15 protein-coding genes and 1 tRNA gene are annotated in these 19,758 nt (G+C 65.4%); 10 read left to right on the top strand and 6 right to left on the bottom strand.

The annotated features are described in order from the left end of the window. Positions 1–6 precede the first annotated feature (6 nt). Positions 7–1,650, top strand: a complete 1,644-nt coding sequence (locus tag QOZ81_RS11440; protein WP_291206481.1) for an NAD(P)/FAD-dependent oxidoreductase — start codon at positions 7–9, stop codon at positions 1,648–1,650. Here the strand turns inward: QOZ81_RS11440 and QOZ81_RS11435 are convergent. Beyond that, the gene (locus tag QOZ81_RS11435; protein WP_291206483.1) at positions 1,647–2,561 is read right to left on the bottom strand and encodes a DUF7544 domain-containing protein; all 915 of its coding nucleotides are present in this window, start codon (positions 2,559–2,561) and stop codon (positions 1,647–1,649) included. The two genes, QOZ81_RS11440 and QOZ81_RS11435, sit on opposite strands and share 4 nt — an antisense overlap. Positions 2,562–2,650: 89 nt before the next feature. Here QOZ81_RS11435 and pap point away from each other — a divergent pair, with 89 nt between their 5' ends. Further along, positions 2,651–4,123 (top strand): polyphosphate:AMP phosphotransferase, encoded by a 1,473-nt coding sequence (gene pap, locus QOZ81_RS11430; RefSeq protein ID WP_291206485.1) that lies wholly within the window; start codon positions 2,651–2,653, stop codon positions 4,121–4,123. A gap of 9 nt (positions 4,124–4,132) precedes the next feature. After that, on the top strand, positions 4,133–4,738 hold the full coding sequence (locus QOZ81_RS11425; protein ID WP_291206487.1) for a hypothetical protein: 606 nt from the start codon (positions 4,133–4,135) through the stop codon (positions 4,736–4,738). Between the two features lie 27 nt (positions 4,739–4,765). On the opposite strand, the gene QOZ81_RS11420 is transcribed toward QOZ81_RS11425, so the two are convergent. Beyond that, a complete protein-coding gene (locus QOZ81_RS11420; RefSeq protein ID WP_291206489.1) occupies positions 4,766–5,593 on the bottom strand; it encodes a pyruvate, water dikinase regulatory protein in 828 nt (275 codons plus the stop codon). Positions 5,594–5,616: 23 nt separating this feature from the next. Between QOZ81_RS11420 and QOZ81_RS11415 the strand changes: the two genes are divergently transcribed. Together QOZ81_RS11415 and nadE are read left to right on the top strand one after the other, a co-directional pair. Then, positions 5,617–6,753 carry a sensor histidine kinase gene (locus QOZ81_RS11415; RefSeq protein ID WP_291206491.1) on the top strand — a complete coding sequence of 379 codons (1,137 nt, stop codon included), beginning with the start codon at positions 5,617–5,619 and terminating at the stop codon, positions 6,751–6,753. A gap of 9 nt (positions 6,754–6,762) precedes the next feature. Beyond that, on the top strand, positions 6,763–8,472 hold the full coding sequence (nadE, locus tag QOZ81_RS11410; protein WP_291206493.1) for an NAD(+) synthase: 1,710 nt from the start codon (positions 6,763–6,765) through the stop codon (positions 8,470–8,472). Positions 8,473–8,662: 190 nt separating this feature from the next. On the opposite strand, the gene QOZ81_RS11405 is transcribed toward nadE, so the two are convergent. Beyond that, positions 8,663–8,746, bottom strand: a tRNA-Leu gene (locus QOZ81_RS11405). 128 nt (positions 8,747–8,874) lie between these two features. Between QOZ81_RS11405 and QOZ81_RS11400 the strand changes: the two genes are divergently transcribed. From QOZ81_RS11400 to QOZ81_RS11385, 4 genes are all read left to right on the top strand, one after another. After that, entirely contained in the window at positions 8,875–9,414 is a 540-nt protein-coding gene (locus tag QOZ81_RS11400) for a hypothetical protein (protein WP_291206495.1), read from the top strand. A 979-nt stretch (positions 9,415–10,393) separates the two neighbouring features. Beyond that, positions 10,394–10,744: a hypothetical protein gene (locus tag QOZ81_RS11395; protein ID WP_291206497.1), complete on the top strand. Its 351-nt coding sequence runs from the start codon at positions 10,394–10,396 to the stop codon at positions 10,742–10,744. A 180-nt stretch (positions 10,745–10,924) separates the two neighbouring features. Next, positions 10,925–11,416: a PH domain-containing protein gene (locus QOZ81_RS11390; protein WP_291206500.1), complete on the top strand. Its 492-nt coding sequence runs from the start codon at positions 10,925–10,927 to the stop codon at positions 11,414–11,416. A 1,380-nt stretch (positions 11,417–12,796) separates the two neighbouring features. Further along, complete coding sequence (locus QOZ81_RS11385; RefSeq protein ID WP_291206503.1) at positions 12,797–13,201, top strand: bacteriohemerythrin; 405 nt, start codon at positions 12,797–12,799, stop codon at positions 13,199–13,201. Between the two features lie 80 nt (positions 13,202–13,281). Here QOZ81_RS11385 and QOZ81_RS11380 read toward each other — a convergent pair whose 3' ends face one another. The 3 genes from QOZ81_RS11380 to rpsU all read right to left on the bottom strand — a co-directional run bounded on the left by QOZ81_RS11380 (position 13,282) and on the right by rpsU (position 17,621). After that, positions 13,282–14,832: a methyl-accepting chemotaxis protein gene (locus QOZ81_RS11380; protein ID WP_291206506.1), complete on the bottom strand. Its 1,551-nt coding sequence runs from the start codon at positions 14,830–14,832 to the stop codon at positions 13,282–13,284. Between the two features lie 67 nt (positions 14,833–14,899). Further along, on the bottom strand, positions 14,900–17,320 hold the full coding sequence (locus QOZ81_RS11375) for an endonuclease MutS2 (protein ID WP_291206509.1): 2,421 nt from the start codon (positions 17,318–17,320) through the stop codon (positions 14,900–14,902). 94 nt (positions 17,321–17,414) lie between these two features. Beyond that, a complete protein-coding gene (rpsU, locus tag QOZ81_RS11370) occupies positions 17,415–17,621 on the bottom strand; it encodes a 30S ribosomal protein S21 (RefSeq protein ID WP_291206512.1) in 207 nt (68 codons plus the stop codon). Positions 17,622–17,765: 144 nt separating this feature from the next. Here rpsU and QOZ81_RS11365 point away from each other — a divergent pair, with 144 nt between their 5' ends. Then, the gene (locus tag QOZ81_RS11365; protein WP_291206515.1) at positions 17,766–19,754 is read left to right on the top strand and encodes a protein kinase domain-containing protein; all 1,989 of its coding nucleotides are present in this window, start codon (positions 17,766–17,768) and stop codon (positions 19,752–19,754) included. The last annotated feature ends 4 nt before the right edge of the window (positions 19,755–19,758 follow it).

The following is a 19,758-nucleotide window of genomic DNA, read 5'->3' as shown; positions in this document are numbered from 1 at the left end:
GCGACCATGCGCTACCTGCTCTCCAACCTGCCGTTGAACCTGGGCGAGGAGGCGCTGGACCTGGCGGTTCCGTTGGCCCACACCCTGGGTGGATCGCCCAAGGACTACCGCGCCGTGACCCTGGAGCGCCGCAGCCTGGACGCCCGCCACAAGGGGGCCATCCGTTTCCTCACGGCCCTCAGCTTCGAGTCGGACCGCCTCCTTGAGCTGGGCCCGCTGCCCGGTGGCCTGAAGCTGGACCTGGCGCCGGTCCCGGCGCCCTACGCGGTGGCGCAGCTACCGCGCCGTCCGAGGGTCGTCGTGGTGGGCAGCGGTCCCGCCGGCACCTTCTGCGCGCTGCGCCTGCTGGACTACGGCCTCGAGCCCATCGTGCTGGAGCGGGGTCCCGCCATGGGCGAGCGGGTGAAGGCCATCGCCGGGTTGTGGAAGGACGCGGTGCTGGATCCCGAGGCCAACGCCCAGTTCGGCGAAGGCGGCGCCGGCACCTTCAGCGATGGCAAGCTCACCACGCGCATCGGGCACCCCGCCACGCGGTACGTGCTGGACGCCTTCGTGCGCTTCGGCGCCAATCCACGCATTCTCTACCTCGCCAAGCCCCACGTGGGCACGGATGTCATCCGCCGCTGCGCGGTGCTGATCCGCAGGTCGGCCGAAGCCCGGGGCGCCCAGTACCGCTTCCATGCCCGGCTGGCGGATGTGCGCTTCGACGAGCAGGGGCGCGTCCGCGCGGCCGTGCTGGCCAGCGGCGAGGAGCTGCCCTGCGAAGCCCTGGTGCTGGCGCCGGGCCACAGCGCCCGGGACACCTTCGAGATGCTGCACCGGCACGGCGTGGCCATGCGCCAGAAGCCCTTCGCCATGGGCGTGCGGGTGGAGCACCCCCAGGACCTCATCGACCGCTCCCAGTACGGGCCCAGCACAGGCCACCCCTCGCTGCCCGCCGCGGACTACAAGCTGGTCTGCAACTTCGGCCTGAACCGCGCCGCCTACAGCTTCTGCATGTGCCCCGGCGGCGAAGTGATCCAGTGCAGCAGCGAGGCCGGCGGCGTGGTGGTGAACGGCATGAGCAACGAGAAACGCGATTCGGGCTTTGCGAACTCGGGCCTGGTGGCCAAGGTGAACACGGCGGATTTCGGCAGCGACCACCTGCTGGGGGGCATGTACTTCCAGCGCAAGTGGGAACAGGCCGCCTTCCGCGCCGCCGGTGAGACCTACGGCGCGCCCGCCATGGCCGTGCAGGACTTCCTCAGGGGCCGCGCCACGGGGAAACTGCCTCGCACCAGCTTCCGTCCCTTCGCCGTGGCGGCGGACCTGCAGACCTGCCTGCCGGACTTCGTGCGGGAGCAGCTGGCGGGCGCGCTGCCCACCTTCGACAAGAAGATCCACGGCTTCGCCAGCCGCGAGGCCATCCTGCTGGCCATCGAAAGCCGCACCAGCAGCCCCATCCAGCTGCTGCGGGGCGAGGACGGACAGTCCGTGTCGCACCCGGGCCTCTATCCCTGCGGCGAGGGCGCGGGTTTCGCGGGCGGCATCACCTCCGCCGCCGTGGATGGCACCCGCGTGGCCGAGTGGATCGCCCAGACCGCCGGCGCGCCGGTGTTCCAGCCCTTCGAAAAGCAGGTGCGGGCCGGGGATCTGGCGAATGAATACTAGGGCTCGACGACGGGTTCCGGCACCTGGATGATCCGCCACTCGTCCCCGAACTGCGCCAGGAACTCCAGGGAGTAGCAGCGGAAGAAGACGAAGAGGGGCAGGAAGACCACGGAGCTGATGTAGGGGAGCATGGCGACGCAGCAGGTGAGACAGCAGGCGAGCAGCATGAGAATGGCCGCGCCGATGCCCAGCAGGAAGCCCATCAGGTAGTACCCCACGAAGTGCCAGCCATGGCCGGGCAGCAGCTCCCGGCGCAGCACCTGCCAGGCGGCGGGCACGCGCAGGTCACGGTGGTACATGATGGGCACCACGAAGTCGTGGAGCAGCGCGCCGACGAGGCTGAGGACGAGGACCCCGAGGATCAGGAGCCCGCAGCCCACCAGCACGCCGGCCAGGGCGGCGCCCCCGAAGGTGCGGGCATGGATGTCGGGCAGGGCGATGAGGGCCCCCAGGCCCCCGCAGACGATGAACAGGGCCAGGGTCGCGAGCAGGAGCATCAGGCGGAACCGGAAGAGGTCATCGCCCAGGTGCCGCAGGCGGTTCCAGGGCTCCACGATCTCGGCCCGGTCCCGGACCACGCCATCCAGGAACATGAGCTGGCCGCGGCTGCTGAGCCACTGGAACAGCACGGCCAGGGCGAGCATGAGGACGAAGAACACCACGGCGAGGGCGATGACCAGGGGCAGGTGCTCGGAGATCCAGCTGGTGACGGGGCTGAAGTCCGGCTGGGCGCCGGGAGAGGAGTGGTCGAAGGGATTGCCGTTGTAGTTGAAGGAGCCGCCGCCGCCGCCCAGGTGGGCCAGGAAGGCGGAGAACCCCAGCACGAACCACTTCCGGGCGCTGAAGGGCTGGAAGAGGATGCGCTTCGCGTGGGCGATGGCGGGCTGGATGGGATCGGTGACGGAAACCATGGGTCCCATCATTCCACGGAGGCTGGACGCGGAAATCAGCTATCGTGGCTTTCCCGCCGAAAAAGCGGCACATCCATCCCGGAGGACCCATGTTCGAATCCGCGGAACTCGGCCACAAGGTCGCCAAGGAGGTCTGGGAGAAGGAGGTCCCGGCGCTCCGCGAGGCCCTCCTGGACGCCCAGTACGATCTGGCCGCCGCGAAATTCCCCGTGGTCATCCTGGTGGCGGGCGTGGACGGCTCGGGCAAGAGCGAGACGGTCAACACCCTGAACGAGTGGATGGACCCCCGCCACATCCAGACCCACGGCCTGGACGAGCCCTCGGACGAGGAGCGGGAGCGGCCCCACATGTGGCGCTACTGGCGCATGCTGCCGCCCAAGGGGAAGATCGGCATCTTCGACGGCTCCTGGTACACGTGGCCCATCCTCGAGCGGGCCCATGGCCGCATCAAGACCTCGGACCTGGACCAGGACATGGCCCGGGTGGCGCGCTTCGAGCAGATGCTCATCCACGAGGGCGCCCTTGTGCTGAAGTTCTGGATGCACCTGGGCAAGGACACGCAGAAGAAGCGGCTGAAGAGCCTGGAGAAGGATCCCAAGACCCGCTGGCGGGTGACGCCCCGGGACTGGAAGCACTTCGAGATGTACGACACCTTCCGCCAGGTGGCGGAGCGGGCGCTGCGCTCCACCAGCACGGCGGACTCCCCCTGGATCGTGGTGGAGGCCACGGACCCCCGCTATCAGAAGCTCACCGTGGGGAAGCTCCTGCTGGAGCGGCTCCGCGCCCGGCTGGACAACCCCGCCCCCAGGCCCGCCGCGGCCCCGCCCAAGCCGGCCATCGACCTGGATGGCGTGAACATCCTCAAGGCCCTGGACCTCACGAAGCGCATGGACAAGAAGGACTACGAGGAGGAGCTGCTCACCCTCCAGGGGAAGCTGAATCTGCTCACGCGCCACCGCAACTTCGGGAAGCACTCGGTCGTGATGGTCTTCGAAGGCGTGGATGCGGCCGGGAAGGGCGGCAGCATCCGCCGCATCACCCAGGCCCTCGACGCCCGCACCTATCGCATCCAGCCCGTGGCGGCCCCCACCGAGGAGGAGCGGGCCCAGCCCTACCTCTGGCGCTTCTGGCGCAACCTCCCGCGGCGCGGCCGCGTCATGTTCTTCGATCGCAGCTGGTACGGCCGCGTGCTGGTGGAGCGGGTCGAGGGGTTCTGCTCCGAGGCGGACTGGCAGCGGGCCTACAGCGAGATCAACGACTTCGAGGACCAGATCGTGAGGAGTCGCAGCATCCTGCTGAAGTTCTGGCTGTCCATCAGCCAGGAGGAGCAGCTGCGCCGCTTCGAGGAGCGCCAGGCCACGCCCTTCAAGCGCTTCAAGATCACCGAGGAGGACTGGCGCAACCGGGAGAAGTGGCCCGCCTACGAAAGCGCCATCTGCGACATGCTCGACCGCACCAGCACCGAGATCGCCCCCTGGACCCTCGTGGAGAGCGAGAACAAGTACTACGGGCGGATCAGGATCCTGCGGACGCTGGTGCAGCGCCTGGAGGAGGAGCTGTAGGATTCCCCCATGCCGTGGCCCACCCCGCCTCCGCCCACCCAGGTTGTCCAGCTCACTCCGGACCTGCCCCTGCTTCCGGGCTCAGATCCGATGATCCTCGGGGCGTACCAGTGGGCCCTGGCCCACTCCCCCAGCCTTCAGCAGGTGGTCAGCCAATTGCCAGGGGCGGATCGGAAGGCCCGCTACAGGCTGGTTCCAGGCCTGGATCCGGACTATGGCAGCCTGCTCGTGGGGGCTCCCGGAGACATCTACGAGATCGACATCCGTGTCACCACCCTGCCTTGGATCCGCTGTGGGGATGCGATCGAACCTTGGATTGCCAGTGCCATCTACCTGGCGCTCGAAACGGCCACCAATGGGCGTTGGCGGGAGACAGGCGATAAGCAGAAACTTCGCTTCACCCATGAAACCCGGCAGGGTGCCTTCGCCCTTCAGGCCAAGGTCAGGACGGAGCTGATGGCTGCGGATCCCGAGCGCCTGAAAGATCTCCCTGATGGTGAGCTGCTCTTCCGTTATGGCTTCCAGCCCGGAGTCTATCCCCCCAGCCATTCAAGGCGCATGCCGGAGTTCTCCCGCACACCCACACGCCGTGGGCTGCCGAAAGGCATGCGCTGAGCGCAGGAGCCGCGACCGGCGGCTGGGTTAAACCGCCCGCTCCTTGCCGAAGACGCGGTCCAGCACCAGGCCCGCGGTCTCCTCGATGCTGCGACCGGTGACGTCCAGCACGGGCCAGCGGCGGTGCAGCTTGAAGACATCGTCGGCATAGGCGAGCTCATCCAGGATGCGGCCCATGTCGCTGTAGCTGTCCGCGCTGCCCGTGGCGCCCAGGCGCTTCAGGCGGTAGGCGCGGATCTCCTGGAGCCGGTCGGCCTGGATGGTGAGGCCCACGATGCGGCCCTGGGGGATGCCCGCCAGCTCGGGGGGCAGGGGCACGCCCGGCACCAGGGGCACGTTCATGACCTTGAAGCCCTCCATGGCGAGATACATGGACAGCGGCGTCTTGCTGGTGCGGCTGATGCCCACCAGCACGATGTCGGCATCCACCAGGCCCCCCATGTCGATGCCGTCGTCGAACTTCAGGGCGAACTCGATGGCCTCGATGCGGCGGAAGTACTTGTCGCCCACGGCGTGGAAGCTGCCGGGCCGCTCCTCGGGCCGCTCCCGCAGGTAGAGCGCCAGGGTGTCGAGCAGGTTGCCGAAGAGGTCCACCTGGGTGAGGCGCAGCTCGGCGCAGCGCTTGTCGAGGTAGTCCCGCATCTCCCGGGACACGGTGGTGTGGATGATGACGGCGCGCTTGTCCGCGGCCAGCTGCAGCACCCGATCCAGGTCCTCCTGGGAGCGGACGTTCTGGAAGCGGCGCACCAGGGCCGAGCTCTCCCCCTTGGCGAACTGGGTGAGGGCCGCCTGCACCATGCGGTGGGCGGTCTCGCCGGAGCCCCCGGAGACGATGTAGATCGGCTGTCTGTCCATGGGATCCAGATTAACCTGTTGGGATGCGTCCACACCTTGTCGCCTGGCTCGTCCTGGCCCTCCCCCTTGCCACGGTGCTGGGGGGGATGCTGGTGGTCCTGGTGCGCTGGGCCCGCCTGCGCCGCCGGACGGCCGCCGATCCCGAGTCGCTGCTGTTGTCGGCGGTGTCCGGCAGCCTGAAGGAGCGCGGCGAGCTGGCGGCCACCCTGGGGGAGCTGCGCACGGTCCATGAACGCCTGCTGGATGCCCTGCCCATGGGCCTGCTCTGGGTGGACCAGCGGCATCGTCTGGCGGCCCTGAATCGCCAGGGCCGCGAGCTCCTGGGCGTCACGCCGGGGGTGGTGGGCCTGGAGGCGGCCTTCGTGCTGGAGCCCTTCGCCTGGTTGCGGGAGGCGCTGGAAGGCGAGCCCGGCCCGGCCCGGCGCCTGGAGGCCGGGGGACGCCGCTGGCGCGTCCAGCGCATCGAGGCGCCGGACCGGATCGGCGCCCTGGTGCAGTTCGAGGATGTCACCGAGGCCGAGCTGGAGGAGCGCCGGCATCAGCTGCGGGAGCGGTTCGCCGAGCTCGGCGAGATGACGGCGGGCGTGGCCCACCAGCTGAAGAACGGCCTGGCGGTGCTCAAGGGGCAGGGCCAGCTCCTGAAGCGGGTGGGCCACGGGGAGGCCGCCCACGCGGTGCTGGAGGAGACCGAGGGGCTTGAGCGCCTGGTCCAGCGGTTCCTCCAGTGGGCCAAGCCGCTGGACCCCATCGCCGAGGACCTGAGGCTCGAGGACGTGGTGGCCCAGGCCCTGACGGAGCTGAAGCGCCGTCCCGTGAGCCAGGGGCGCAGCCTGCTGTGCGAAGGGCGGGGGGCCGTCCGCGGGGATCCGGTGCTGCTGCACCAGGCCCTGGTGAACCTCCTGGAGAATGCCTGCCAGGCCACGCCCCTCGGGGGGCGCATCCTGGTGAGGATCGCCGAGGGACGCCTGGAGGTGCTGGACGAGGGGCCCGGGTTGTCGGAGGACACGGCCATCCGCATGCTGCGGCCCTTCGAGAGCGGCCGGCCCGATGGCACGGGCCTGGGGCTGCCCCTGGCGCTGAAGTGGCTCAATGCCCAGGGGGCGGACCTCCGGCTTTCGCCCCGGCCCGAGGGCGGCACCTGCGCAGAGATCCGCTGGTAAGTTGGTGGGATGCGAATCGCGCTGCTTCAGCTCAACGCCCGCCTCGGGGATCCCGAGGGCAATGGCCGCAAGCTGGAACGGGCCTACGGCGAGGCGATCGCCTCGGGCGCCCAGCTGGTGCTGGCCCCGGAACTGACGATCCCCGGCTACCTGCTGGAGGACCGGCTCTGGGAGCCGGGCCTGCGGCGGCGCGTGGAGGCCGAGTCCCTCCGGCTGGCGGCGCTGTCGGGCACGGTGCCCCTGGTGTTCGGGACGGCCCGGCCCGCGCCTTCCGGCCGGCTCTGGAACGAGCTCTGGTGGTGCGCGGACGGCGGCCTGCGCCACTGCGCCCGCAAGCGGGTGCTGCCCAGCTATGACGTGTTCGACGAGCACCGCTACTTCGAGCCGGATGCCTCGGCCCAGCCGCTGGTTGCCTTCCAGGGGCACCGCATCGGGCTGTCCATCTGCGAGGACCTCTGGGCCGATCCCCAGCTGGGCAATGCGCCCGTGGGCTACGGCCTGGATCCCATCGCCGATCTGGTGGCCGCTGGGGCCACGCTGATCCTCAATGCCAGTGCCAGTCCCAGCGCCCTGGGCAGCTGGCTGCCGCCGGGCCGCACCGCGCCCTGGGCGATCCCCTCGAAGGAGGCCCAGCGCCGTCGCCTGCTGCCGGGTCTGGCCGAGAAGCACGGCGTGCCCATCGCCTATGCCAGCCGCGTCGGGGCCGAGAGCTGGCTACTCTTCGACGGGGGGTCCGGTCTGGCCCTGCCGGATGGCCGCTGGCAGGGCTGCGAGTCCTTCCACGAAGGCCCGCTCATGGTCGATCCCGCCGCGCCGGGCCAGGCCTGGCGGGCCGTGGATGAAGGCCCCTGGCTGCGCCACGCCCTGGTGACCGGCATCCGCGACAACCTGGCGAAGCAGGGCCTGGAAGCGGTGGTTCTCGGGCTCTCGGGGGGCATCGACAGCGCCGTGGCTGCCGCCCTGGCGGTGGAGGCCCTCGGACCCGAGCGCGTCCTGGGCGCCGCCCTGCCCACGCGCTACAGCAGCGGCGTCAGCGCCGACCTCGCCGAGCAGCAGGCGCGGCACCTGGGCATGGGCTTCCTGCGCCTGGACGCGGACGCGCCCTTCGCGGGTTTCGGCGCAGCGCTGGGACAGGCACTGCCCGGCCGCGCCTTCGGCCTGACGGACGAGAACCTGCAGAGCCGCTGCCGGGGCAGCCTGCTCATGGCCCTGACCTCCGAGCCCGAGATCCACCAGTGGCTGGGGACGGATCGCGTGGCGGTGCTGAACACGGGCAACAAGAGCGAGGCCGCCACGGGCTACTTCACGCTGTATGGCGATGGCATCGGCGCCTTCGCCCCCCTGGGCGACTGCCTCAAGGCGCGCGTCTATGCCATGGCCCTGGACCTGGGCGAGGCCGTTCCGAGGGGTGTCATCGAGCGTCCGCCCACCGCCGAGCTGAGGCCGGGCCAGACCGACGAGGCCAGCCTGCTGCCCTACGCGCAGCTGGACGCCATCCTGGGCGCCGCCCTCGAAGCGCAGCGGCCGGAAGAAGGCCTCGTGGACGATCTGGCGCTGCTGTTGGAGGGCGCCGCCCTCGCGCAGGCCAGGGCCGCATTGCCCCGCATCCTCGGCCTCCTCCGCCGCACGGAGTTCAAGCGGCGCCAGCTGCCCTTCGCCTTCAAGGTGAGCCCCAAGGCCTTCGGCGCGGGACGCAGGATCCCTCTTACCGCGCTTTGAAAACCCGCGCCACCGCGATATCCTGGCCCTTCTGGCCGGTGTGGCGAAATGGCAGACGCGACGGACTCAAAATCCTTTATGGATGAAGAAATAAAACAGGTTACATGCGTAAGTGGCATTTTTGATACCAGCTTGCTACCGGTTTTAGGCCAAAAAAAATCGACCCTGTTTGGGATCGATTCGAGTGTTCTGGTAGCCCTCCCCGGGGTCGAACCGGGACGCCTTTCGGCATTCGATTTTGAGTCGAGCGCGTCTGCCATTCCGCCAGAGGGCCGTGGCTTCAAGTGTACATGAATCGATTCCTTGGTAGGATCCGTAAAACCGTGCCCCGGCAATGTTCCTGAATAGGGGAACTGATGGGGTCTAAGATCCTCCGTCCAATACAAAGTTAGGGCTCCTCCGATGTTCATACGCGCGGCTCTTCTAGGATTGCTGTTCGTCTCCTCCGTTTACGGGCAATTTCCATACTCAAAGAAATTTCCCCCGCCGACCAAGCGCCGGAAATTAGTGCTTCAGGTCATTTCCACTGGAAAGGCTTCGGGGAATGTTGAATGGACCGAAGAGTCTCTTGCTGAGGCCATGTATTGGTACGACAAGGGAGACCATAAAGTCCTTGGCGCGATCCTAGACGCTGGCGATCACTGTGATGGTGCCACTGCCGAAGAGCTCGGATCATGGCTCGGTGATACCTTCATCACCCACCCTAGGGAAATTCTTAAGGCTGTGGCCATGCGGCCAGTCCCAAAACGAAAGAAGCTAGGGCTCTATGCTGTGGCAGCAGATGGAGGCGGACAAGGGCCGGAAAAGATGTTGCTCATTCGAAAACTATTGAATCGCTTTAGTCGATCCACGGAAACTAATATCGCCATGACAGCCAGACTATGGCTGGAAGTCCTCGGTCAATATGAAGCCGACCCGTTAAACCAACAGATATCACCCTAGCCCTCCACTCAAGTCTACCCCCGCCTGCATTGTCTTCCGTTCTCTCTCAGCTATCCGCATCCTCGGCTTCGCTCATCGCCTCGGCGCAGGCGTGGCCGCTTAGCTTCTTCCGTTAGGCCGCACCATGACGACAATGTCCCGCAATGAGGCAGCATTCAGTGGCATCGCCTCGGGCTTCACCCTGCTCATCCTAAGTTACTTCCTGGCTGGGGCAGGCCATGGCTGGCTTTCCCCACTCTTGGTTTCGATCCTTTCACTCCCCGTTCTTCCATTCGTACTAGCCAACTACTTCAGCCCGAATCCATCTAGGCGTGTAGCTATCACGCTTATGGTTCTGACGGTGATTCTTGATTGCATCCTACTCTTTACCACCTGGGGTTATGGCATCGAATTGTTCAAGGCTTCCTATCAATTCTCTCCTTGGCTCATTTACGCCTTCATTTCACTCTGGCTTCTGTGGCAACCATTACCCGTCATCAACTTCCTCCGCCTAAGAAGGGCCTACCCTCCGCTGAACCGGACCCAACCATGACCACCTTCCCCCACCATCTGAACACCAAGCCCAAGGTTGGGCCAGTTAGCCTTGTTCGTTAGGCGCCCCCATGAATCTTGTGCATGACGCGTTGATGGCGGCCTTCGCAATATTCGGATTCGTAGTTATTTTCATATCAATGCGCTCTGGAGTTTTCTTTCCCCGAATTGGTGATCCAATCAAACGAAAGGAAGATCCATACAAATTCTTTCTCTTCATGTTTATTTTCTTCGCGGGTTCCTGCCTCGGGCTGTGGATAGCATTACCGGATGTAATCAAGGGGTTTAAACGGCTATGACGGTAGCGCCTAACCCTCGGCTCAACTCGGACCCCGCCTGACATGTCCTCCGCTCTCTCTCATCCTCCGGCTTTCCTGGCTCCGCTTAGCGCCTCGGCGCAGGCGGTGTCGGGGAACTTCATTTGTTAGGCCCAAACCAAGGTCGCCCCATGAAGGTACTATTCCGAAATCATGTCGCCTGTGATGGCAGGAATGTGTGGTCACTTTCTCTCGGCCATGAATATGAGGTTCTAGGAATTGAGGCTGGCGATTTTCGAATACTCGATGACAGGGGTGAACCCATTCTTTTCGACCCCTTATGCTTCGAGGTTTCCGATTCCCAAGAACCCGAGTTCTGGCTTTCGAAATTTGGTGATGAGGGCGAACAGTATTCTTATCCTCCCGGCTGGGGTGTTCCTGGGTTCTTCGAGGACTGGCACAATAATGTCAAAGTCATCCGTCAAATCTTCAGCGCACAGCTTTCACATTGGTACCCCACTGTGGCCCACAACCTTGAATGACACGCCCCTTGTTCTGTGTGACCTGGCCTAACCCTCCGCTTAAGTTGGACCCCAACAGCAATGTTTTCCGCTCTCTCTCATTCTCCGACTTTCCTGGCTTCGTTCAGCGCCTCGGCGCAGGTGGGGCTGGTGAGCTTCTTCCGTTAGGCGATTCCAATGCCCGCAAATGATCTAATCCACTTGGCAGAGAACGAGCGCTTAGTGGCACGATCAAAAAAATTGCCGTACGCCCTAATCTTCCAGATCTTGTTCAACCGCGCATTCCCAGCGATTGTCTTCCTTCTGTTGCCCATCTTTTATTTCATGAACCCCACATCTTTTCAGAATGGCCCCGTTTTTAAAATGTCTGAGATGTCCACGCTCAATTGGATTTGGCTGGTGGCAATTATGCCTATTGGGGTATCTCTTTCGGCTTATTTGGTCTGGTCGTACGTGAAAACTCGGGTTCTTCTGACCGACAGTCGGCTCATATTCATTAAGGGGCATCTCAGGAGAAGAATCCCGTATCAATCCATTCAAAAGGTGGAAATCAAAAATGGCCTGGTCGATTCTGAATTACTAATTACCATGGGCAAGAAGGATATTCTATCGATTGATTACCTCGAAAATGGCGATGAATTGGCTGAAATTATCAAATCGCAAATGCCAACGAATCAATCCCCCATCGCCTAACCCTCCGCTGCACTCGGACCCCGCCTGCTATGTCCTCCGCTCTCTCTCAACATCTCGCTTCCTCGGCTTTGTTTAGCGCCTCAGTACAGGCGGGTTCGGCAACTTTCATTCGTTAGGGCTCTCTATGATTCGGACGACACTCCTTATCGCGTTATTGTTCGTTCCGAATTCTGCCGTGTGGTGCAATGAGGTTGCAACTTCGGAGATAGCAGTAACGGATGAGGTTCGCTTCAAGAAGATTAAGGAGCTACTTGATAGCCCTACTGTCTTGGATCTATCCCAAATGAAAATGTTGCTCGAATTGATCTTTGCCATGAAGGGCTCAAATCCATTCAATGCGCACACCTTTGAGAAACTGAGGAACTGGGAAATCGCAGCAATTGATCTTCGCAATGACTCTCCATGTCGGCTCTACCTAAGAGATCAATCGCAACGAATGGTTGGACCACAGTCTCTACCATCTCTGAAAATCTGGTGTGCGAATCAGTGCTACACCCAGTTTGAAGGGGTTCTTCTAAGTAATGGGGTAGTCGACACTCGCGGCCATCGAACCGTGGCAGGTCGAAGTATCTCAGCAAAAACCAGTGCTCGAATAATTCATGAGACAGTTCAGATATACGAACTAGCACTTACACTGCCAAATCAATAGAGAGTGGTTGGTCGCCCCAACCCTTAGCTCAACTCGAACCCAGCCTTTGCGCTCTAGCTAGTTCAAGGTTGCCATAGATCCGGATGGTGGTTCTGGAGACCTCCTGTCGCTCTTCTACCTGTGCCCTGGAAAGCCCAGGTTCGTCTAGGTCTGCCAGGAGCAGTTCCTCCAACTGCGCTGACGCCTGATAGGCCTCCTCGATAGCTCGGATGAGGGCAAGGTTCAGTGGGTTGTCATTCGAGTGCTCAGTCATCCAGTATCCATGCTTAATATAACCGTCAACTCATATAGATTTCGCTGGTGAAAACTTTTTCGTGTTGATCATCGAGCACCCTCGATTTTTTGAGTCAAAAGGGGGGTGGCCACTTTCCCAGGCACTTTCCTGGCGGGGAAAAATGATCGACCTTCGGATCGACTTCCGACTGCGGTCAAACCGCCTGATCTCGGTGAAGCCGACGCATTCATTTCAAGGACCGGAGTCCGACCACCGGTACCAAATTGTCGGGGCCCTCGGGGGCCTTCTGCTTTGGTGGGTGACGCTCGCCGCGCGACGCCCGCCGAGGTTAAGCGCATTAATCGCAATGACTAATTGATGTCATGAAACGGATTTCACTTGATCGGCGGGTCCTGAAAACCTACAGTCGACTGGCGGCATTCGCCCGCTGAGCGGATTGATTCGACGGCATCCCCGGCACCGTGGGACCTCCAATGTGAAGGGGAGCACCGAAGTCATGGAAGTGGCCTGGAACACGCGCTACGACACCGGCATCAAGCTCATCGACGAGCAGCATCAGGAGCTGTTCCGGATCGTCGATCGCCTGCGGCGGATGGTCCAGGAGGATGCGGACCGGAGCGCGGTGGAGGCCCTGCTCCAGGACCTGGTGGCCTGCTCGGAGCGGCACTTTGCCACCGAGGAGACCTACATGGGCCGCTTCGCCTACCCCGACCTCACGCAGCACGTGTCCGAGCACGCCTCGATGCTGACCAGCCTCCACGAGCTGCTGGCCAAGTTCCAGGAGAGCCACCAGGCCATGGCCCTGATGGTGCCGACCTTCATGGAGGGCTGGCTCAAGCACCACATCAGCGACGGCGACTTCGGGTTCGTGACCTTCCTAAAGGCGCGGAACCTGGCCTGAGCGTTCCGGAGGGGCTCACTCCAGGTGGCGAAGCAAAGGCCCCGCGCTGGCGGGGCCTTCGTCTGCAGGCTGGATCCAGATCAGATCCGGAAGCGCGCCACCAGGGAGTTGAGCTGCTCGGCCAGGTGGCTGAGCTCGTCCACGGTGCGGGTGGACTCCTTGATGGTGGCGGCCATCTCCTCCATGGCGGCGGCGTTCTGCTCGGCGATGGCCGTGAGGTTGCCCATGGCGGACACCACGGACTGGCTGTCGCGGCTCTGGGTCTCGCTCTGGCTGCCGATGGTCTTCATGCGCTCGGCGGAGTCGGTGATGGCGGCCTGGATGCTGGTGAGGGCCTCGCCCGCGGTGTTCACCATCTTGGTGCCGTCCCCGATGGCGCGGTTGGAGGTCTGGATGAGGGCCGTGATCTCCTTGGCGGCGGTGGCGCTGCGCTCGGCCAGCTTGCGGACTTCCTCGGCGACCACGGCGAAGCCCTTGCCGTGCTCGCCGGCCTTGGCGGCCTCGATGGCGGCATTGAGGGAGAGCAGGTTGGTCTGGTTGGCGATCTCGGTGATCACCGTGAGGATGTTGCCGATCTGTTTCGAGTTCTGGTTGATGGCCTGCATGCCGGAGACGGCGCTGCCCACGGCGGTGCCCCCCTTGCCGGCCGCCTGCTGGGCCTGCTCGAAGACCTGCAGCGCATCCGCCACGTTGGAGTTGACCACCTGGGACGAACCGGCGATGCCGTTGACGCTGTCGGTGGTGGTGGAGACGCTGGCCTTCTGGCTCTCGGCCGCGTGGGCGATGCTCTGGGCGGTGCTGTGCATCTCGGACATGCCCGCCGACATCTGCAGCGAACCCGAGGCGATGTTGGTCGAGATCGCCATCACCTGCTGGACGATCTGGTGGATGTTGTCCACGAAGCGGTTGAAGTGCCCGGCCAGAGCCGCGATCTCATCGTTGCCATGCACGTCCAGGCGGGCGGTGAGGTCACCCTCACCCTCGGAGATGTCGCGCATGCGGCCCTGGATGTGTTCCAGGGGCGAGACGATGGCGTTGCCCAGGAAGTAGGCCGCAGCCCAGCCCGCGCCGATCATCAGCAGGCCCAGCAGGGCCATGCCGACGAGGGCGCCTGCCTGGTTGGAGCGCAGGCGGTCCCGGTTGACCAGGAGCATGAGGTAGGACTTCACCGGCGCGCCCTCGATCTTCACCAGACCGCTGACCAGCACATACCCGTCCTTTTCCACGAAGGTGTGTTCCTTGGCCGGATCCTTGGCGATCTCCTTCAGCAGGGCGTCCGCGAGGGGGGTCAGGTCCCCCTGGAAGGCCTTGGCCTTGGACTTGGTCACGACCTTGGCGGCCTTGGTGGCCGGGTCCTGGGAGATGAGGGCGGCCTGGGTGATGTCGGCGTCGTCCTTCATGCCGTCGAGACCCCGCTCGACCAGGCCCATGTCCTCGAACTGCACGCCGGACTGGATGCCGTCGGCCACGAGGCCCGTGAGGCTCTCCGCCTTCAGCCTCAGGCCGTCGTTCAGGGCCGAGTTCAGGCGCCAGAGCGAGAAGGCGGTCGAAGCGAGGCCGAGCACGACCGCGAGGGCCAGGATCGAATACATCAGCTTCTTGCGGATGTTGAGGTTCTTCCAGAATTCCATGGTCCGCCCCTGAACAAGGTGTTCCCCTGCATCGGAAGCCCCGGGAATGGAGTTGAATTTTCGGAGGTTAACGGAGCGTAACGACGGTGGCCCCGGCCCCGCCCTGGGCCTGGGGGGCGTCCTCCACCCGGGCGATGCCCGGATGCCCGCGCAGGGCCTCCCGGACCGCGGCTTTCAATTTTCCGGTCCCGTGGCCGTGGACGATGCGGATGGTGCGGCGCCCGGCCGCCAGGGCCTCCTCGACGAAGCGGTAGATCTCGCTGTCCACGTCGTCGCTGGCCCGGCCGATGAGGTTGATCTCGGAGTCCACTTCCTGGACCTCGGCCCGGACCCGGACCTTGCCGGTGGCCTTGGGAGCCGCCTCCCGGGCTCCGATGGGTTCCAGCTCGCCCACCCGACATTCGAGGCGCCGGCCCTGGGGCGTTTCCAGGGTGGCCCGGTCGCCCTTCAGGGCCATGACCTTGCCCTCGACGCCCAGGCCCCGATGCCGGGCGAAGCCGCCTTCGCGGACTTGGAGGGGGGCTGAGTTTCCAGGCTTCGTTCCACCGGGATGGAGCTCGGCCTGGGCCAGGCGGGTCAGCTGCCTCACCCGCTCATGGGCCTCGGTGCCCAGGCGGTCGGCGTTCACGGACTCGGCCTTTTGCCGTTCCTTCAGCTCCCGGACCAGGCGCTTGCCTTCGTGGTCGAGGAAATCCAGCACCCGCGCCACTTTGGCCTTTGATTCCGCCTGGAATGCGTCGCGTTCCAGGCGCAGGCGCTCCTCGCGCTGGCGCAGGATCTCCCGGTCCTTCTCGGCGGCGGCCTGGGCCTGCCGCAGGGCCTCGCCCTCTTCCATCAGCCGCGTGCGCTCCGCCTCCAGCTCCCGGAGGAAGTCCCGCCAGTCCTGCTCGCGCTGGCCCAGCACCTTGTCGGCGTGCTCCAGCACCGCACGGGGCAGGCCTAGGCGGGCGGCGATGGTGAGGGCCCGGCTCTGGCCCGGCTGGCCCACCAGCAGGCGGTAGGTGGGGGCCAGGCGCGCCTCGTCGAACTGGACCGAGGCGTTCTGGAAGCGCGTGTGGCGGAGGGCCCACTGGCTGATCTCGCCCAGGTGCGTGGAACAGAGGATCCAGCAGTGGCGGCGCGAGAGGGTCTGCAGCAGGGCGATGCCCAGGGCGGCGCCTTCTTTCGGATCGGTGCCGGTGCCGAGCTCGTCCAGCAGGACCATGCCACCGTCATGAACCGTTTCGAGGATCTCCTTCAAATGCAGGATATGACTGCTGAAGGTCGAGAGGCTTCCCGTGATGGTCTGGTGGTCGCCGATGTCCGCGTGGAGGCTAGGCAGGGCCGGGAAGGCCGAACCCTCGCGGGCGGGCACGGCGCAGCCACAGGCCGCCAGGGTGGAAAGCAGCCCCACGGTCTTGAGCACCACGGTCTTGCCGCCGGTGTTGGAGCCTGAGATGACCAGCCCGGGCTTGCCGGGCTCCATCACCAGGTTGAGCGGCACCACCGGGTGGGGCAGGGGCTCCAGCCCCATGGCTTCCCGCACGGCGGGCAGCAGCAGCGGGTGGCGGGCCTCCAGGAGGCAGAGGCGGCCCTGCTTCGGGTCGGACGCGAGCTCAGGAAGGTGGCCGTCGCAGAGGGCCTGCCAGCGCAGGAGCGCCAGCCCCTGGTCGGCCTGGGCCTGGAGCTCGCGCCAGCGGGTGAAGTCCTCGCGGCGGGTGCGCAGGTCGGCCAGCAGGTCGCGGAGGAAGGCCTGGACGGCCTGGGCGTAGTCCCGGTCCGCTTCGACGAAGGCGTTGTTGAGGGGCACCGCCTCCATGGGTTCGATGAACACCGTGGCGCCGCTGCCGCTGCGATCCAGCACCAGGCCCGGCACGAGCCCGCGGCGCTCCTGGCGGACCGGGAGGCAGAACCGGCCGTTCCGCTCGACCACCATGGCCTCGTTGAAGGCGTCCGGAGAGGTGCGCAGCAGCTTCTGAAGCTTGCCCTGCACCGACTGGTAGGCCTCCTGGCGCACCTTGTACAAACTGGCCAGCATCGGAATGCGCAGGGGATCCAGCTGGCCATCGGCATTGAAGCTCTTCGCCAGGCGCTCGGCCAGGGGTGCCGGATCCGGCAGCAGGACGGCCGTCACCTGCAGGCGGTCGATGCCCAGGTGCGTGCCGGGCGGCGCAGGCTGGGATTCCGGCCAGGTCAGGGAGGCGAGGCTCTGCAGCAGTACGGACATGGCTTTCAGGCCGTCCCGCAGCTGCCGCCAATGCTCCGGAAGCAGCCAGCCCGCCGGATTCAGCAGCTCATCCAGGGATTCGTCCATGGGGAAGGTGGGCAGGCGGTCCGGCGAGGCCGCCCAGAGCTCCTGGAGCTCCAGCTGGTGGAGGCGGCGCAGCCCCGCGAGGCCATCCCCCGGGCGCATGGCGCCGAGCGCCTTCCGTGCCGGGGCCGTCCGCGCGCCGGACTGGATCAGCCGGACCGCTTCGGGAAATTCGAGAGCTTCAAGTTCGGGATTCATGGGGCGGTCTTCAGTCCTCAGGCTTCAGTCTTCAGTAAAACAAAAGGCCCGCTCGCGCGGGCCTTTTTCACTCGATGCGAAGCATCGAGCAGGATCAACCGATCATTCGCCGTTCTTGCGAGAGGCGCTTCAGGGTCTTCTTACGGGCGGCAAGCATCTTCCGCTTGCGCTTGGCGCTGGGCTTCTCGTAGTGCTGGCGCTTCTTCAGCTCGCTGAGGATGCCGGACTTCTCGCACTTCCGCTTGAAGCGGCGAAGGGCGAACTCGAAGGTTTCGTCTTCTTTGACCTTGACCAAAGGCATGTGGATGCACCTCCTTTCCCGTGGATTTCAGCCGGGGCTGCCAGGCAGACTCGGACCGAACGAGAAGTGTATCCCGGATTTCGAGTTATGGCGAGGTGCAATGCCTCCCGCTACCCTGGATGCTTCCCCGCTGCCCGGAGCCCCATGTCGAATCCCCTGCTTCTGATCGTGGACGGCGAGTCCCTCAGGACGCCGGGACTGGTCACGGCCATGGAGGGGGACGGCTGGGAGGTCCGCTGGGTCCAGTCGGCGGAGGCCCAGGCCTTCCTGCAGCAGGCCCGGGATCCGGACCTGCTCCTGCTGGAGGCGTCCACCCCGGGCGGGGCCGGGTATGCCCTCGCCCAGCGGCTCCAGGAGCGGCGACCCGGACTGCCGGTGCTGGTGCTCTCGGGGACCTCCGCCCCGGGCTCCATTCCACAGGGCCAGGCGGTGGCGGTCCAGGCGTATCTGGAGCGCACCCAGCCCGGAGATGCCCTCGCCCAGGCCCTGCGGAAGTACCGCCCGGAGGAGCCGAAGCTCAGCCGGGACGACATCTTCGGGGACCTGTTGCAGGACCTGGAGCGGGGGGCGGTCCCGGCTCCGGCCGATCCCTTCACCCTGTTCCGGCAGGCCCAGGTTCCGGCGCCACCTCCGCCTCCCCAGGCGCCCTTGAGCGCGGAGGACATCTTCGGTCCTGTCCTCCAGGAGGTAGAGGCCCTGTCCATATCCACTCCGGAACGTGCGGGCCTTCCCACGCCCTCGGTCACGGTGGCCCCGGTCCGGATGGCCGAGGCTAGATTCCCGGCTCCGGTCGCCCAGGCGGAGGCCCTGGGCCCTTCCGATTTCACCCTCAGTGGCATCTCCGGCGTCCATGACCCCTTCGACTGGGTGGTCGCCCAGGTGCCACAGACCGGCGAATCCCTCCCCTCGTCGCTGGCTCGGCCCGAGGTTCCGGCCGCACCCGCCGCCATCGAGGAGTACGGAAACTACTTCCTGCTGGAGAAGATCGCCGTGGGCGGCATGGCCGAGCTGTTCAAGGCCCAGCAGCGGGGCGTGCAGGGCTTCCAGAAGATCGTGGCCATCAAGCGCATCCTGCCGCACTTCAGCGACAACGAGGACTTCGTCACGATGTTCATCGACGAGGCCAAGCTGGCGGCCCAGCTCACCCACCCGAACATCGTGCAGATCTTCGACCTGGGAAAGGCCGGCAGTTCGTACTACATCGCCATGGAGTACGTGAACGGCCGCGACCTGCGCACCCTGCTGAGGAAGGTGCGCGAGTACGGAACCCCCTTCCCGGAACAGGTGGCTGCCTTCGTGGTGATGAAGGTGGCGGCGGCCCTGGATTACGCCCACCGCAAGCGGGGCTTCGACGACCGCGAGCTGAAGCTGGTCCACCGGGACATCAGCCCCCAGAACGTGATCCTGTCCACCGAAGGCGCCGTGAAGCTGGTGGACTTCGGCATTGCCAAGGCCGCCAGCAAGGCCAGCCACACGGTGGCCGGCGCGCTCAAGGGGAAGCTGCTGTACATGAGCCCCGAGCAGGCCACGGGTCAGCCCCTGGACAACCGATCGGACCTGTATTCGCTGGGCCTCGTGCTCTTCGAGCTGCTCACCGGCGAGCGCTGCTTCCAGGCCGACTCGGAGCTGGGCGTCCTGGAGAAGGTGCGCCTCGGCCGCATCTCCGACCTGGCGACCCTGAATCCGAACGTGTCCCGGGAGATGGCCGCCATCGTCAGCCGGGCGCTCCAGAAGGGCGTGGATCACCGCTATCCCTCGGCCCGGTTCATGGAACGCGACCTGCGGGAGTACCTCCAGCGCCAGGGCACCCCCATCACCGAACATGACGTCGCCGAGTACATGAACGCCCTGCTGAAGGGCTCCCGGGAACACCTGGAGACCCTCGTCTCGGCCCGCTTCCCCACGCCGAGCAGCCTCACCAGCGGCACCCACCGCGTGCTGAGCGAGCGGACCAGCGTGGAGACCGCCTCTCATCACCATGGATCCATGTCCGGGCTTGAGACTTCGGCGGAAAGTCCACGACCCCAGGCGCCAGCCATGACGCCGCCCCCCCGCCCCCGCTGGCTGCTGCCGGTGATCCTGACCCTGGCTGTGATCCTGGTCATCATGCTGATCATGGCCGGCTGGTCCTGAAACG

Source organism: Geothrix sp. (assembly GCF_030219325.1).
Lineage (GTDB): Bacteria > Acidobacteriota > Holophagae > Holophagales > Holophagaceae > Geothrix.
This window is presented reverse-complemented; position numbering and strand designations above follow the sequence as displayed.

Bases quoted from the DNA above. Each gene is read 5' to 3' on its own strand.
- QOZ81_RS11365 (WP_291206515.1), top strand. From the start codon at position 17,766: ATGTCGAATCCCCTGCTTCTGATCGTGGACGGCGAGTCCCTCAGGACG.
- QOZ81_RS11420 (WP_291206489.1), bottom strand. From the start codon at position 5,593: ATGGACAGACAGCCGATCTACATCGTCTCCGGGGGCTCCGGCGAGACC.
- QOZ81_RS11415 (WP_291206491.1), top strand. From the start codon at position 5,617: ATGCGTCCACACCTTGTCGCCTGGCTCGTCCTGGCCCTCCCCCTTGCC.
- QOZ81_RS11380 (WP_291206506.1), bottom strand. From the start codon at position 14,832: ATGGAATTCTGGAAGAACCTCAACATCCGCAAGAAGCTGATGTATTCG.
- QOZ81_RS11395 (WP_291206497.1), top strand. From the start codon at position 10,394: ATGAAGGTACTATTCCGAAATCATGTCGCCTGTGATGGCAGGAATGTG.
- QOZ81_RS11400 (WP_291206495.1), top strand. From the start codon at position 8,875: ATGTTCATACGCGCGGCTCTTCTAGGATTGCTGTTCGTCTCCTCCGTT.
- nadE (WP_291206493.1), top strand. From the start codon at position 6,763: ATGCGAATCGCGCTGCTTCAGCTCAACGCCCGCCTCGGGGATCCCGAG.
- pap (WP_291206485.1), top strand. From the start codon at position 2,651: ATGTTCGAATCCGCGGAACTCGGCCACAAGGTCGCCAAGGAGGTCTGG.
- QOZ81_RS11375 (WP_291206509.1), bottom strand. From the start codon at position 17,320: ATGAATCCCGAACTTGAAGCTCTCGAATTTCCCGAAGCGGTCCGGCTG.
- QOZ81_RS11425 (WP_291206487.1), top strand. From the start codon at position 4,133: ATGCCGTGGCCCACCCCGCCTCCGCCCACCCAGGTTGTCCAGCTCACT.
- rpsU (WP_291206512.1), bottom strand. From the start codon at position 17,621: ATGCCTTTGGTCAAGGTCAAAGAAGACGAAACCTTCGAGTTCGCCCTT.
- QOZ81_RS11440 (WP_291206481.1), top strand. From the start codon at position 7: ATGCGCTACCTGCTCTCCAACCTGCCGTTGAACCTGGGCGAGGAGGCG.
- QOZ81_RS11385 (WP_291206503.1), top strand. From the start codon at position 12,797: ATGGAAGTGGCCTGGAACACGCGCTACGACACCGGCATCAAGCTCATC.
- QOZ81_RS11435 (WP_291206483.1), bottom strand. From the start codon at position 2,561: ATGGTTTCCGTCACCGATCCCATCCAGCCCGCCATCGCCCACGCGAAG.